Source organism: Bacillus sp. CPT56D-587-MTF, assembly GCF_058792335.1.
In genome coordinates, this window is sequence record NZ_JBYTEF010000001.1 from 3,950,099 (window position 1) to 3,964,067 (window position 13,969).

Genomic DNA, 13,969 nt, shown 5'->3' on the forward strand with positions numbered 1-13,969 from the left:
ACATCATTCATATTGTTTAGGAGAAAGCTGTTACGAAGGAGGGATGAAACTTTGAACATAGGAATTATAGGGACAGGAAACATGGGGAATATACTAATCGATGCATTTTTAGAAACCCGTGCTGTCAAACCTTCGTGCCTTACAATCATTAATCGGACGCCTGCAAAAGCATATCATATAAAAGAAAAATACCCTTCTGTTCATATAGCAAAAACAATCCCGGAAGTAATCGAACAATCACAACTTATTTTTATTTGTGTCAAGCCGATAGATATATACCCTATCCTAAAAAAATACGCTGAACATTTTTCTGATGAAACGTGCTTAGTTTCTATTACAAGTCCAATATCTCCATCACAATTAGAGACTCTCGTACCTTGCCACGTCGCGCGTATCATTCCAAGTATCACAAATCGCGCGCTCTCTGGCGCCTCACTATTTACATTTGGAGATAATTGCTCTGAAGAATGGCAACAAAAACTACTTCGTCTATTCAAAAACATTTCTACACCTCTTGTAATAGAAGAAGATATAACGCGCGTTTCATCTGATATAGCAAGTTGCGGTCCTGCTTTCTTTAGTTATTTACTACAATGCTTCATTAACGCTGCTGTAGATAAAACAAATATTACACACGAAGAGGCTACTACTTTAGTAAGTGAAATGGTCGTGGGGATGGGGAAATTACTTGAAAAAGAAATCTTCACATTACCTACCTTACAAGAAAAGGTTTGCGTGAAAGGCGGCGTTACTGGGGAGGGCATTCGGGTTTTAGAAGAGCACGTTGGAGATATGTTCCATAAGTTAATCGAGCGAACACATGAAAAATTTGATGAAGATTTAGAATGCGTTGATCAGCAATTCAATAAACACACATAATAAATACGTCATTTTCATTCCAAATCCTTTTTATAAATACTTACTTTTTTACAATACATTTTCACTTCAACTACTATTCCCACACTTTACGCATACAATCTTCAGATTATGCTAGAACTAAAAATACATCTTCTTTATAAAACAAAAGCAACCTTCTCGGTTGCTTTTGTTTTATCCGTTTTTCTTCGCCATGAAGAAAATACGCTCTGTTTGTTCTGTAACTTCAAGTCGCTCAAAATCACCTGTTACACGAAGCACTGTAAAACCTGCTTCTTCAAGCCATTTCGTTAACTCTTCCACTTGATATGCACGTTGCACGTGACATTCGTCCAACCGATGGTACACATCTTCTTCCGGATCTTGAACAAAGAATGTTAAATCATGCTCTACACTATTTGATTCTTCACCAGGGAAGCAATTCCAAATAAGAGATATTTCTTCTCCATTCACTGTATACGTTTCATTTTGAAATACATGATGTATTTTATATAAAGAATGTACATCAAATAAAAACAAACCATCTTGACGTAAATGATGAAATACTCTTCTAAATGTTTCTTGTACTCCATCTTCTTGCAATACATAATTTAATGAATCACAAAAGATGGTTACACAATCAAACTCACCTGGAACATCAAGCTCTCGCATGTCTTGTTGATAAAAAGGAATAAAGTATCCCTCTCCTCCTAGTTTTTGCTGAGCGACTGTTAACATTTCTTCTGAAAGATCGACACCTATTAAATCGTAACCCTTTTGCACAAGCGGCAGGGTTACATTACCTGTACCGCATGCTACATCAAGAATTTTTGCCTCTTTCATATCTGCCTGCTGTAAACTTTCCTCTGTAAATTCCACCCATTTATCATAAGGGACATCATTCATTAGTTCGTCGTACAACAATGCAAATTGTTCGTATTTCATTGGCCTAACTCTTCTGTAATATCTTCACGTGGCACATCGCCCCATAGACGCTCTAAATTATAGTGATTACGCTCATCTTTATGGAATACATGAGCAACTACATCTCCAAGATCAACTAATACCCAACGTGCTTCGTCAAACCCTTCCATACGTTGTACGTCGATTTGGAACTCATGTGCTTTTGATTTAATTTCACGTGCAATTGCTTGCACTTGTTTGTCTGAATTCCCGTGACAAATAATGAAATAATCTGCAATTGGTGAAATACCTTGCATATTTAGGACAACCATATCTTCTGCTCTCTTATCATCAGCTGCTTTTGCCGCTAATACTAATAAATCTTTATCGTTCATTTACTCATTTCCTCCTTGATAACTGCATTGTATGTTTGGAATGTTAATGGATAAATCGTCTGATCTTTTTCCATTAAAAATTGAATTGTTCTCTTTAACGCAAATAATAAAGCTTGATTTATATCCGTATATGCGAGTTTACGAGCCTCTTCCACTCCTGGAAACTTTCGCCCAGGTTCAATGTAATCAGCTACATAAATCACTTTATCTAACATCGTCATATTCTCATGACCACTTGTATGATATGTAATAGCTTGCAAAATTTCAGAATCCGTAATGCCTACTTCTTTTTCTACTAAGTATGCCCCAACAGGTGCATGCCATAACTCTTTGTTATAGCAAAGTAAATCTTTCGGCAAATCTTCACGTTTAATAATCTCTTCCATCTCTGAAATTGCTCTACATTTCGCATAATCATGGAATATAGCTGCCATCTCTGCTTTTTTTTCGTCCACACCGTATAACTTAGCAAGCTCAATCGCTGTCTCCATTACACCAATTGTGTGTATATAACGTTTTTCATGCATTTGTTGTTTGACAATATGCAGTGCATTCTCACGATTCATACAACCCATTCCTCTCGATATATACCTGTACTTTTTCGGGAAGTAAATATTTACACGTTTTCTTCTCCTTATATCTCTCACGTAATAAGGATGAAGAAACTGCAAATTCCGGAATTTCCACTGTAGTAATCTTATATGGTGTATGCAATGTATACCCAGGTCTTGCAACTCCAACAAACGTTACAAGATTAAATAAAGCTTCAATGTTATACCACTTCGGTAAATACTCAACCATATCCCCACCAATAATAAAGTGAAACTGCACATCCGGATACTTCTTCGTCAATTGTAACATAGTGTCATACGTATAAGATGGGCCCTTCCTACTTAGCTCTTCTAAACAAATAGAAAAGTGCTCTTCTGCCTCAGTCGCGAGCTCTAACATATGTAAACGACTTTCTACACTTGTAATATTCCGCCCTTGTTTATGTGGCGGAATCTGGTTTGGCAAGAACCATACTTCTTCCAAGTTCAAAGCGTGATATACTTCATTTGCAATTAGCAAATGTCCATAGTGAGGCGGATCAAATGTACCGCCAATGATGCCAATTTTTCTCAAAAGAAACGCCCCTTCCTTTTACATACAGCAACTCTCCTCGGTTAGGAATGAAGAGAGTTGCTATTAATAAAAGTTCAATTGGTTTCGCTCTCTACATCATTACGCATAAACGATAAAAATAGCGCATGCTAGTCTTTTTATCGAGGAAGCTTAATTTGTTTATTTTCTCTTGATTCTTTGTATAAAACGATTGTGCTTCCAATTACTTGAACGATTTCAGCACGTGCACCTTTTGAAAGTTCTTCCGCAACCTCACGGCGATCAAATTCACAGTTTTGTAATACACTTACTTTAAATAACTCGCGAGCTTCTAAAGTATCTGCGATTTGTTTAATCATATTTTCATTTACTCCGCCTTTTCCTACTTGAAAAATTGGTGTTAAATGATGTGCTTGTGCACGTAAAAATCTTTTTTGTTTTCCTGTTAACATATATGTTAGCCTCCAAGCTTTTCTATAACTAATTGTTTCATTCTCTCGATATTTGGCGTGCGTCCTGTCCACATTTCAAATGCAAGTGCTCCTTGATAAACAAACATATCAATACCATTTTGAATGATTGCACCTTGCTCTTTTGCCTCACATAAAATTTTCGTTTCAAATGGATTATAAATTATATCTGATACAATCGTTCCTTTTTTTAACGAACAAATTTGTAATGGCGTATGTTCTACGTGTGGATGCATACCTATCGTTGTCGTCTGAATGATAATATCATAATTTCCTTGTTCTTCTGTCGCTTTTTCTAACGACAAAGCAACAGAATTAACATCGGCCGTACGTGCAGCAATAAGTTCCTTTGCCTTATCTACTGTACGATTGGCTACATCAATCTCTTTTACACCTACATCAGCAAGAGAAAAATAAATAGCTCGGCTAGCACCACCTGAACCAAGTAACAAAATACGTTTCCCTTGAAGTGGTTCATTACTAATTGACTGCAGCGCTCGAACAAAACCAATCCCGTCTGTGTTATAGCCAATTAATCTTCCATCCTTATGAACCACTGTATTTACTGCACCGATTTTCCTTGCCAATGGGTCAATCTCATCCAAATACTCCATAATAGCAACCTTGTGCGGAGTTGTTACATTAAATCCTGAAATACCTAATGCTTTTAAACCTCTTACTGCTTCCCCTAGCAATTCCTCTTCAACAAGGAACGCATGATAATGGGCATCCATATTCAAGTGTTCAAATGCATCGTTATGCATAACGGGTGATAATGAATGTCCAATTGGATTTCCGATTACACCATATAATTGTTTCATAAATCCCTCTCCATATTAAATTAAAGATTTACGTAGTGAAACACTTACTCCTTTTGGTACGTGTGCAACAATTTTTGCTCCTGGTTCGTTCACAGTAACCCATCCTAATCCAGAGAATACAACATCCGTTTTAGGTTCACGAATATTAAATTCGTATTTCACTAGCTCAGGCATATTTGCTAATTCTTCTGGCGTTGGTGGGCTTAGTAAATCCCCGGCATGATTTTTATATAATTCATCTGCTTTCTCAAGCTTTGTACGATGGATTGTTAAGCGATTCGAGAAGTGACAAGTAAATGCACGACGACCACCACTTACATAATCAAAACGTGCCAATCCACTAAAGAATAACGTTTGTTCTTCATTTAATTGGAATACCATCGGCTTAATTTCTTTTGTTGGTGTAATAAGCTTTAAGCTTTGCTTTCCAACATAATGAGCCATTTGGTGGTGGTTAATAATACCTGGCGTATCATATAAAGAAGACTCTTCGTCCAATGGAATATCAATTAAATCAAGTGTTGTTCCTGGGAAATGAGATGTTGTAATTACATTTTCAGTCTCATCACTAAATTCTTTAATCATACGATTAATAAATGTCGATTTCCCTACATTCGTACATCCAACAACATAAACATCTTTGCCGCCGCGATAATACTCAATAGCATCTGCTAGTTCAGCGATTCCTTGTCCCTTCGCTGCACTAATTAAAAAGACATCTTCTGGTTTTAATCCTAGCTGCTTTGCACTATAGCGCATCCAATGTTTTACTTTATCATGTTTTACTGACTTTGGAATTAAATCAGCTTTATTTCCAACAAGTAATACTTTATTATTCCCTACGAAACGATGTAAGCCAGGTAACCAGCTACCATTAAAATCAAAAATATCTACAATTTTGACTACTAATGCATCTGATTTTCCAATTCCATTTAAAATGCGTAGGAAGTCATCATCTGTTAACGATACATCTTGAATTTCATTGTAATGCTTCAAGCGAAAACAACGTTGACAAATAACTTGTTCTTTCTCTAAAGATGAGGCAGGAGCATACCCCACTTCGTTTTTATTTTCTGTTTGAATTTCTACACCGCAACCAATACATTTAATTGTTTCAGTCAAACTTTATTCCTCCCAGTTAATTAAACCTTTTTTCTTCATATTTTTCATAATTCTTCGTTCAATTTTTCGATTAAAGCGCGTTACTAATCCGTCCGTTTGTGCTACCGGTACAACTAAAATTGTATGAAGGCCTACTCGGTTGCCACCAAGCACGTCCGTCAGTAACTGATCTCCAATTACTACAACTTCATCTGGCTGCAAACGCATCTCTTGTATCGCACGTTTAAATGCGCGAACAAATGGTTTACGTGCACTATGAATAAATGGAATACCTAATGGATCAGCAAAATCTTTTACACGTTGCTCATTATTATTTGAAACGACCGTTACTTGAATGCCTTGCTCTTTCATTTCCAAGAACCATTTTTCAAGTTGCGGTGTTGCATTGGGACGATCCCATTCAATTAAAGTGTTATCTAAGTCAGTAATAACGCCTTTAATCCCACGTTTTTTTAAATCTTCTGGTTGAACATGATATACATTTTTCACATATTCATTTGGTAAAAATAGTTTCAATTTCTTTCACCTCTTTGAGGATTTTTCATAAAATTTTTCGACAACATTTTTCGATATATAACCTGTGGATAAAATTGTACACATTTTCCACATTAATTTTTCAGTTAATTTGGAATTTACTAACAAACTATACACACTTTATCCACCTAGGTATGTGGATAACCACTCGTTTGTGACTGTCATATTTTTTTGGTACATTAAATGCATCAACGAATCAATCCTTATATTATTAGGAGGTGACTCACCTTGAAAACAAAACATATGGAACAGTTATCCACTGAGTTACTCACTGAGTCTTATTATAAAGCAAAAGAACTAAAATTAAATCCCGACTTCATTTTACTTATAAAACAAGAAATCATTAGACGCTCATTAGAGGACAAGCTTGTCAAATCATCTTGATTACATATAAAGTGAAAGTTTAATCAGCCCTTACCAATTAAACAGTTAAAGGATAATTTATTGGATGCCCTGTAAAAAGAGCCATCCTACGATGGCTCTCGAATAAACAAGTACTCCCATCTAGGGGATTTCATCATTAAGTATCTTTGCCCATAACTCTTACTTACGGTTATAAAAGCTTTTCTTTATTTATGAGCTAAGCGAGTAGCTATTTTTTGACCAAGACGAAGCTCTTGTCCACTCTTTAATTCCTGCACTACTTCTATCATATCTTTTTCAAACAATAACACAACTGTTGAACCAAATGTAAAGTATGCCATTTCTTCACCTTTTTGAACAGTGTCTCTCTCATGCAAAAGCTCAATACTATTAACAAACATGGCACCTACTTTTACAAGAGCCATATGCTCGCCATCACTGCTTACTTCTGTAACAGAACGATAATTTTTTGACAGTGGTTCTTTCCCGTATTCCATACCAGCTGCATTTACCGGATATGATTTTCTACCGAGTACAAATCTTTCAGTCACAGAACCAGAAAGCGGACTATGAATGCGATGATAATGACTTGGACTCAAATAAATTACCATATATGTACCGCCTGCATATCGCGTTGCACGTTCTTCATTACCTAGCATATCCACAATTGAATAGCGCTTTCCTTTAATATCAAATGTTTTTGTATCCTCAATAGGACCTTGATCTGCAAAAACACCATCAACAGGACTAACGATACTCGATGCATCTGTATCAATACTACGCTTTCCTTCTTTTAGCTTACGCGTAAATAATTCATGCAATGTTCTATATTCCTTCAAACCCTTTTCCATCTCATCTTGATTAATTTGAAAAACTTTCGCATACGATGGAATAATGATAGAGCTCAAACGAGATTGTGCAAATTTACGTAATATATAAGAAGTAAAGCGACCATTTGTAAGTTCTATCATAAGTCGATATAATGTACGTCGCAAATTGCGAAACCCCCTAATCAGTCTATAACTTTAGTTTTCCCTTCTTTTCTTTCTATATCATATGTAAAATTGGTTCTTATTCCCACATATCATATAAAGCAGCCTTATTATACATACAGAAAACTAAGTATGGTATTATTCTTAAATTATTTAGCACCTTCTAATATTACAGATAGAATCCGTCATTTTCAACAGTGAACATGTATTTCTTCTTAGCATAACGCGTTTTCTTTTCTTATTTACAATAAGAAAAGCAGCCCATTTTAAATATGGCTGCTTCTAATACACTTTACTCTTTCGCTTTTTTCTCTTTCTCTGCCCTTACAAACTCGTGGAACATTTTCATTAAAGCACGCTTTTCAATCCGTGATACGTAGCTTCTAGAAATACCAAGCGCCTTAGCGATTTCCCGCTGTGTTTTCTCCTTATCTAGCCCAAGTCCAAAACGTTTCACAATCACTTCTTTTTCTCTTTCGTCTAAAATATCGATATACTCTTTAATTTTTTCTAACTCCATACTAAGCTGAATCATATCAATTACATCTTCAGACTCTGATTTTAATATATCAATAAGCGATATTTCATTGCCCTCTTTATCTTGCCCGATCGGATCATGAAGTGAAACATCTTTTTTCGTTTTCTTTAGTACACGTAAATGCATCAAAATTTCATTTTCAATACAGCGTGCTGCATACGTCGCAAGCTTCGTTCCCTTTCCAGCAGAATAGCTCTCGATCGCTTTAATGAGCCCGATCGTACCAATTGAAATTAAATCTTCTGCATCTTCTCCTGTGTTCTCAAATTTTTTAACGATATGAGCTACAAGCCGTAAATTATGTTCAATTAAAAGATTTCTCGCTTGAGCATCACCTTGCTCCATTAACTCTAAGTACTTTCTCTCATCATCTGATGATAACGGCTGCGGGAACGCATTATTCTTCACATAAGAAACAAAGACAAACACTTCTCGAACCATATATCCAATTGCGGCGAATAGACTCAAACCTTTCACCTCCGCCAAAATAGTGGTCTTTATTATGTGTATGTGGGCGTGAGGTTGTTTGTGTCTGTACAGTTTATTTATAAAACTCAACACTTCCAACATTTAAAATAATTTATTGTTATATTATAATTATATAAAATTGTTATTTATATATGAATATGCTATTAAAGGGGACATTATTCATGATTACATTAGAACGATTATTAAATGTAACAATTTATTTAGGAGTATTTTTACTTTTCATTTCGTTCATTACTTTTGTTATTAAAAGAGGGCCTGATTTATTATTTTTTCAATTTGGAATTTCTTTATTTTTTGGAGCTCAAATTATAACTGGAATAAAATTTTTTCATAACTATGGTTTCTCGTTTCACTCAAAACTAGAATTACTTATCTTTATTTTCTATGTAATTGGAATTATTACATGTATACTATTGTTCTTTCATTTTCAAAATCTGTATCGAATTTTTTTATTAATTTGTAGTTTTTTATTTTTAACTGGATCCAATTATTACTTTAAAGAAACATTAAATTTTAGTAAAAAAATTCCAAAGCAACATAAAACTTTTTTAAGTACACAAGAAGACTCTTTTCCAAAAGAAGTCCGTAAATTTTCAGAGGATTACAATAACATAATAAGGAATGACTTTTATGAAATACCGATGATTCCTACTGAATTACAGATTACAAGCAAAAAAGATTCTTCCCATAGTACATCTTTCTTAGTTGAACTTCATAATAGCGAGAATGAAATTACTGATGACTCTGTACAATTAAATCCATCAGACCGTTTTTATGTGCTGTTAAATACACAAAAAACAAAAATATCAAAAATAGTATATGAAGGGCAGAATTTTTTCACATTTACAGTCACACTAAAGGCTCTTAATTTACAGCAAGAACCAGAAATTCATAATAAGTTTTTAGAAATAGATAAACGTAGAGCGATAAATCTTCTTAATTTTGAAATTAAAGCCCATACTAAAGAATGGAAAGTAATATTTAAAAGTGATAGTTCTCATTCCAATCTTCCTATCACATTTACTTTTGAAAAGCGAACAGGCAAATTATAAAAATAAAAAGAGTTATTTTTCAAAGAAAATAACTCTTTTTATTTTACTTACTCCAAATCTTTCTCCCAGTTTGGGCATCAATATAACGAATTTCCCGACTACAATCAAAAGGTTCTTTATATTTTTCATCTGTCGTTTGTTTGTACAGTAGTTTGTATTTCGTTTCCTCTGCATCATGATCTACAAACCATTCTAATTTAACTCGGATAGCCGCTCTGTATATTTCTAACGCTTTTTCTTTTGTTACTTTTGGTGTTGTTTCATATGTAAGTAATTTTTTTATAAAGTTGCTAGACTCCCCCGAGTAGTGCATAACAGCACCATTTTCTGCATTGATGTTGATCATAAATTGGTTATACTCTGCCCGAATATCATTTATATATACAGAAAAGATAAATCTTTCAATCCCATCTTCTTCTGCTTCCCGTTCCTCCCAAAGACGCAGATATTGTTTGATATCTGGAATAACTCGTTCTAAAAATTGAAGTGCTTTTTGTAAACATTCCTCTCTAGACAGTATTTGCTTTACTTCTTTATCATCTGTCAGTTTTATAAAACCAGTTAATTCATTGGTTAATTTATCAATTGTAACGCTAACTAAATTATTATATTTCAACATCGGTAAATGCTTGTTAAAGAATTCATTCATTAAATATGGATTCTTTTCTTCTTTCTGTTTTTGTAATTCCTCTTTCGGAACAAATTTCATCCTTATTTCATCATCATTTTCCGTCTCAACTACTTTTGTAAAACTTTCTTTATCCCAGTCAAATAAATCGAATACATCATCTTGTTGGCTACCCTTTTTTTATTTTCTAACAGCCACTGTTGGCGGTAATTTATAATGATCTCGTCCAAATAAATCTTTACCTGTACTTGCATCAATAAATACATGACTAGGTTCTGGTACATACACAAGGTGGTACCCTTTTACTTCTTCTCCATTTTCATATTTACATAAAGAATGTGTTAAATCTACAAATACAAGCCTCATATCTTGTTTGGCCTTTAAGTTGTCTAAAACGATATTCTCCTCAACAATCTCACTTGGCCATAACGGCTTTTCTTTTATGCTTTCTCGTCCGTTATAATGAAAATTCACAACATTCCCTGAAGGATGCACTTGCACCACACATCCTGTATCCGGTAATGGATATCCATTTACTTCTTGCATATAATTTATTTCTTTCCAGCCACGCCAATCATCCTGGATAGTTACATATGTATAAAACTCTAATCCTTCTTCCACATGTTTTTTTATAAATACATTTGCAATCTCTCTTACCCTATTCTCCTCTATAACTTCCTTATCACTCGAAAAATAATTTCCATCATCTATCCTAAATTCAATTAAATTACCAGTATGTCTATTCAATGTAATTTGTATCGTTCTCTCCTGATCCTCTTTATGCTCCCACCATAATAGATGATACGGGTCATCAACCCCTTCTTGATCATCTACAACAAGACTATATTCATCTGGAATGTTAATAATATGAGCCACTCGCTCTTTTCTTTCCTTATCTTTTTGATTCATCATACCGCTCCCTTTATTACATTTTAAGGTAATTATAACAAACAAAACCAAGGAACTATAAAAAAAAGACTAGAGATATCTCTAGTCTTTTCAGAGTGTTGGGAAACCCTTTAGGGTTCCCAACACTCTGGAATCTTTTTTGATTTTAGCGAATAAAAACAACATAAAATAATAGAATTTTAAAAAATAGCCCTCCACCTGACCCTTTTTGGTCAGGTGGAGGGCTATTTTTTTCATGTTTTGACAAGCTGCGGTGAGATAAGCTTGCATTTGGACAGACTTCAGCCCTCGAAACCGGGCATAGCGGTAGCCATGTAGTTCTTTGGCGTCTGCAAAGCTTCGCTCTATAGTGGAACAGCGTACTTTATACAACCTTTTCCCTGTAGCTGTTAGCTTGTTTTTTCTAGCAATATCCTTATATTTCTCCCACACATGATGAGTGATAACTTTTTGTTTTTGTTTCTTTGAAAAGCACACCTCACGTAACGGACAAACAGCGCAGTCTTCTGGATTCGATTTGTATTGACGGTATCCTTCACGATCAGTTGTTACATATTCTAGAATACATCCCATCGGACAAGCGAAAACATTCATTTCTTCTACATATTTAAATTGGCTTTTCGGTACTTCTTTATTCCGTTTTCCAAATCGGCGATACCCCATCACCATAAATATATTCCGTTCTGATAGTTTCTTACAGATATATCCTGTAAAATAGCCAGCATCAAGGGCAACAGCTTCTACTTTGAAGTCGAATTTATCAATCTGAGCTTGGAGGCGTGCTAAATACGGCTCGGAATCTGCCATATTTCCAGCCGTTACATAGGTATCTGTAATAATATTGTACTTCGCATCAGTCGTACGATGATCCAAGAAATGAAAACCATTTGGTTTTCCATCTCTCATTAAAAATCCACTATCTGGATCCGTTGTACTTATACGAGTTTTTTTGGTAGGGGTATCACTTTCCTTTCTAGGTTTTAATTCTTTTTTCCATGTACCTCACGATCTTCGATTACCGCAGCTTCTAGCTCGTCTATATAAAACTTTGCTTTTTCTTTTTTATATTTATGTACAAATTTATTTTTATTGGCATTGGCCTTAATATGTGTAGAATCTGTCATCAGTGCACGTCCTCCTACCATCCGGTGCTCCGTCGCTTGTCTCACAATCTCATCAAAAATTTCTTCGAAAATATTTGTATGAATAAAACGAGTACGACGATTCCAACTGATTGTAGAGTGATCCGGAATAGTATCCGATAGAGAAAACCCTAAAAACCAACGGTAGGCAATATTCGTTTTAATTTCCTTTTCCAATTGACGCTCAGAACGAATACCGTAAAAATATCCAATAAACATCATCTTAAATAAAACAATAGGATGAATGGACGGGCGTCCATTGTTTTCACAGTAATAAGGGCGTAACTTCTCTTCAATAAAATCAAAACTAATTGTCGCTTCAATTGCACGAAGGAAATGATCTTGTGGAACCAACTCTTCTACAGAAACAGATACACGCTCATCACGATGATTTTTTAAAGCACCCATCATAAAAAATCTCTCCTTTTCCTCTTTTTTATCAGTGTTGACACATAAAAAGAGGTTCAGACACAAAAACAGGCTGTGGAGAAGACTTTCTCCACAGCCTGAAAAGACTAGAGATATCTCTAGTCTTTTACTTCGTCTCACGATGTAACGTTACTCGCTTTAATCGTGGACAATATTTTTTTAGTTCGATGCGTTCTGGATTGTTTCGTTTATTTTTCTTAGAAATGTAATTACGATCGCCGCACTCCGTACAAGCTAATGTAATATTTACACGCATATTTAATTCTCCTTTCTTTCAAAGATCGCAACTAAAACGTAATGATTACGATTTATATATTATAAAACTTCATTCTATTTGTCAATTGCAAAAACAAGAAGATTCCATTTAGAATCCCCTTGTTTTTATAGTTAAATCAATTTTCTCCCGCATTAACGGGCAGTAAGACCCCCACTAATTAAAAGTTTCACGTTATTAAAACGATTCGTATGTAACAAATTCACTAATCGGCTTTCGATATCCTCGTGGGCGAGTTTTAGTCATATCACTTTTTCCGATCGTAATCATTAAAACAGGTACTATATGCTCCGGCATATTTAATTCACTTTGTACTGCTTTTTCATCGAAACCAATCATTGGACATGTATCATAGCCATAATATTTAGCTGCGTACATAAAAGTCATCGCGCTTAACGAAGCATTTCTAATCGCTTCATCCTCCATGAAACGCTCTCCTTTTCCTTCATATAAACCTTTCGTTTGCCTAATTGTATCTTCATATTCACATTCATCAATCATTTTTAAAACTTTCATACCGAAGTAAATATTTTCAACATTTTGGTATGCTTTTTTATCACCACAAACGAGCACTACCGCTGATGCACTCGATACTTTATATTGACCGAAAGCTAATTCTTTTAATCTTTCTTTTCGCTCTTGATCACGAATTACAACATAATGTGTGTGCTGCAAATTATAGCAAGATGGAGAAAGCTTAGTTAACTCAAATATTTTTTTAAAATCCTCATTAGGGATTTCTATACCTTGTATAAATTTCATTGCAGAACGTCTAGCAATTGCTAATTCTTCAAAGTTCACCATATATCCTCCTCAATAACTATAAATTCAAATATACATTAATTTATACAAATAGATAAATCAAATAAAAACACTTTAAATCCGAATAATAATTATGATTAACAGCAAAAAAGACAAAAAGCTGAAACAATTAGTTCATACGAAATTC

16 protein-coding genes and 1 pseudogene are annotated in these 13,969 nt (G+C 34.6%); 3 read left to right on the forward strand and 14 right to left on the reverse strand.

Annotated features, from left to right (window positions below):
- The first annotated feature begins 51 nt into the window (after nt 1-51).
- The gene (gene comER / locus AC3WVZ_RS20345) at nt 52-879 is read left to right on the forward strand and encodes a late competence protein ComER (RefSeq protein ID WP_001020554.1); all 828 of its coding nucleotides are present in this window, start codon (nt 52-54) and stop codon (nt 877-879) included.
- A gap of 171 nt (nt 880-1,050) precedes the next feature.
- Here the strand turns inward: comER and AC3WVZ_RS20350 are convergent, their stop codons facing one another.
- The 8 genes from AC3WVZ_RS20350 to AC3WVZ_RS20385 all read right to left on the reverse strand — a co-directional run bounded on the left by AC3WVZ_RS20350 (nt 1,051) and on the right by AC3WVZ_RS20385 (nt 6,186).
- Nucleotides 1,051-1,800, reverse strand: a complete 750-nt coding sequence (locus tag AC3WVZ_RS20350) for a class I SAM-dependent DNA methyltransferase (RefSeq protein ID WP_233935319.1) — start codon at nt 1,798-1,800, stop codon at nt 1,051-1,053.
- On the reverse strand, nt 1,797-2,153 hold the full coding sequence (rsfS, locus tag AC3WVZ_RS20355) for a ribosome silencing factor (RefSeq protein WP_000998173.1): 357 nt from the start codon (nt 2,151-2,153) through the stop codon (nt 1,797-1,799). Before rsfS ends, AC3WVZ_RS20350 begins: the two co-directional genes overlap by 4 nt.
- Entirely contained in the window at nt 2,150-2,719 is a 570-nt protein-coding gene (gene yqeK, locus AC3WVZ_RS20360) for a bis(5'-nucleosyl)-tetraphosphatase (symmetrical) YqeK (RefSeq protein WP_001078477.1), read from the reverse strand. The genes rsfS and yqeK overlap by 4 nt, the downstream gene beginning before the upstream one ends.
- Nucleotides 2,709-3,278: a nicotinate-nucleotide adenylyltransferase gene (gene nadD, locus AC3WVZ_RS20365; protein ID WP_001226046.1), complete on the reverse strand. Its 570-nt coding sequence runs from the start codon at nt 3,276-3,278 to the stop codon at nt 2,709-2,711. The genes yqeK and nadD overlap by 11 nt, the downstream gene beginning before the upstream one ends.
- A 137-nt stretch (nt 3,279-3,415) precedes the next feature.
- Nucleotides 3,416-3,709: a ribosome assembly RNA-binding protein YhbY gene (gene yhbY, locus AC3WVZ_RS20370; RefSeq protein WP_142408075.1), complete on the reverse strand. Its 294-nt coding sequence runs from the start codon at nt 3,707-3,709 to the stop codon at nt 3,416-3,418.
- 5 nt (nt 3,710-3,714) lie between these two features.
- On the reverse strand, nt 3,715-4,548 hold the full coding sequence (aroE, locus tag AC3WVZ_RS20375) for a shikimate dehydrogenase (RefSeq protein ID WP_000812076.1): 834 nt from the start codon (nt 4,546-4,548) through the stop codon (nt 3,715-3,717).
- A 15-nt stretch (nt 4,549-4,563) separates the two neighbouring features.
- A complete protein-coding gene (yqeH, locus tag AC3WVZ_RS20380) occupies nt 4,564-5,670 on the reverse strand; it encodes a ribosome biogenesis GTPase YqeH (RefSeq protein ID WP_000140799.1) in 1,107 nt (368 codons plus the stop codon).
- 3 nt (nt 5,671-5,673) lie between these two features.
- Complete coding sequence (locus tag AC3WVZ_RS20385) at nt 5,674-6,186, reverse strand: YqeG family HAD IIIA-type phosphatase (protein ID WP_000765314.1); 513 nt, start codon at nt 6,184-6,186, stop codon at nt 5,674-5,676.
- 246 nt (nt 6,187-6,432) lie between these two features.
- Here AC3WVZ_RS20385 and AC3WVZ_RS20390 point away from each other — a divergent pair, with 246 nt between their 5' ends.
- Nucleotides 6,433-6,588 carry a sporulation histidine kinase inhibitor Sda gene (locus AC3WVZ_RS20390; protein WP_000850094.1) on the forward strand — a complete coding sequence of 52 codons (156 nt, stop codon included), beginning with the start codon at nt 6,433-6,435 and terminating at the stop codon, nt 6,586-6,588.
- Nucleotides 6,589-6,773: 185 nt separating this feature from the next.
- On the opposite strand, the gene AC3WVZ_RS20395 is transcribed toward AC3WVZ_RS20390, so the two are convergent.
- Nucleotides 6,774-7,562, reverse strand: a complete 789-nt coding sequence (locus AC3WVZ_RS20395) for a phosphatidylserine decarboxylase (RefSeq protein ID WP_001255003.1) — start codon at nt 7,560-7,562, stop codon at nt 6,774-6,776.
- Between the two features lie 289 nt (nt 7,563-7,851).
- Nucleotides 7,852-8,565, reverse strand: a complete 714-nt coding sequence (gene sigK, locus AC3WVZ_RS20400) for an RNA polymerase sporulation sigma factor SigK (RefSeq protein WP_000051382.1) — start codon at nt 8,563-8,565, stop codon at nt 7,852-7,854.
- 152 nt (nt 8,566-8,717) lie between these two features.
- Between sigK and AC3WVZ_RS20405 the strand changes: the two genes are divergently transcribed.
- A complete protein-coding gene (locus tag AC3WVZ_RS20405; protein ID WP_233935320.1) occupies nt 8,718-9,638 on the forward strand; it encodes a hypothetical protein in 921 nt (306 codons plus the stop codon).
- Nucleotides 9,639-9,681: 43 nt separating this feature from the next.
- Here the strand turns inward: AC3WVZ_RS20405 and AC3WVZ_RS20410 are convergent.
- From AC3WVZ_RS20410 to AC3WVZ_RS20425, 4 genes and pseudogenes are all read right to left on the reverse strand, one after another.
- Nucleotides 9,682-11,178, reverse strand: a pseudogene (locus tag AC3WVZ_RS20410) (YcdB/YcdC domain-containing protein).
- 87 nt (nt 11,179-11,265) lie between these two features.
- Nucleotides 11,266-12,728 (reverse strand): IS1182-like element ISBth7 family transposase gene (locus AC3WVZ_RS20415; protein WP_425594305.1). Its coding sequence is split into 2 segments (ribosomal slippage): nt 11,266-12,167 and nt 12,167-12,728, totalling 1,464 coding nucleotides; the frame shifts between segments, so codons are not numbered across the junction.
- A gap of 124 nt (nt 12,729-12,852) precedes the next feature.
- The gene (gene rpmG / locus AC3WVZ_RS20420) at nt 12,853-13,002 is read right to left on the reverse strand and encodes a 50S ribosomal protein L33 (protein ID WP_001265617.1); all 150 of its coding nucleotides are present in this window, start codon (nt 13,000-13,002) and stop codon (nt 12,853-12,855) included.
- A gap of 195 nt (nt 13,003-13,197) precedes the next feature.
- Nucleotides 13,198-13,824, reverse strand: a complete 627-nt coding sequence (locus tag AC3WVZ_RS20425) for a nitroreductase family protein (protein ID WP_000245983.1) — start codon at nt 13,822-13,824, stop codon at nt 13,198-13,200.
- Nucleotides 13,825-13,969: the final 145 nt, after the last annotated feature.

What these genes read in the sequence shown, in the direction of transcription:
- rpmG (WP_001265617.1), bottom strand. Translation starts at nt 13,002, where the DNA reads ATGCGTGTAAATATTACATTAGCTTGTACGGAGTGCGGCGATCGTAAT.
- yhbY (WP_142408075.1), bottom strand. Translation starts at nt 3,709, where the DNA reads ATGTTAACAGGAAAACAAAAAAGATTTTTACGTGCACAAGCACATCAT.
- aroE (WP_000812076.1), bottom strand. Translation starts at nt 4,548, where the DNA reads ATGAAACAATTATATGGTGTAATCGGAAATCCAATTGGACATTCATTA.
- AC3WVZ_RS20405 (WP_233935320.1), top strand. Translation starts at nt 8,718, where the DNA reads ATGAATATGCTATTAAAGGGGACATTATTCATGATTACATTAGAACGA.
- yqeK (WP_001078477.1), bottom strand. Translation starts at nt 2,719, where the DNA reads ATGAATCGTGAGAATGCACTGCATATTGTCAAACAACAAATGCATGAA.
- AC3WVZ_RS20425 (WP_000245983.1), bottom strand. Translation starts at nt 13,824, where the DNA reads ATGGTGAACTTTGAAGAATTAGCAATTGCTAGACGTTCTGCAATGAAA.
- rsfS (WP_000998173.1), bottom strand. Translation starts at nt 2,153, where the DNA reads ATGAACGATAAAGATTTATTAGTATTAGCGGCAAAAGCAGCTGATGAT.
- AC3WVZ_RS20350 (WP_233935319.1), bottom strand. Translation starts at nt 1,800, where the DNA reads ATGAAATACGAACAATTTGCATTGTTGTACGACGAACTAATGAATGAT.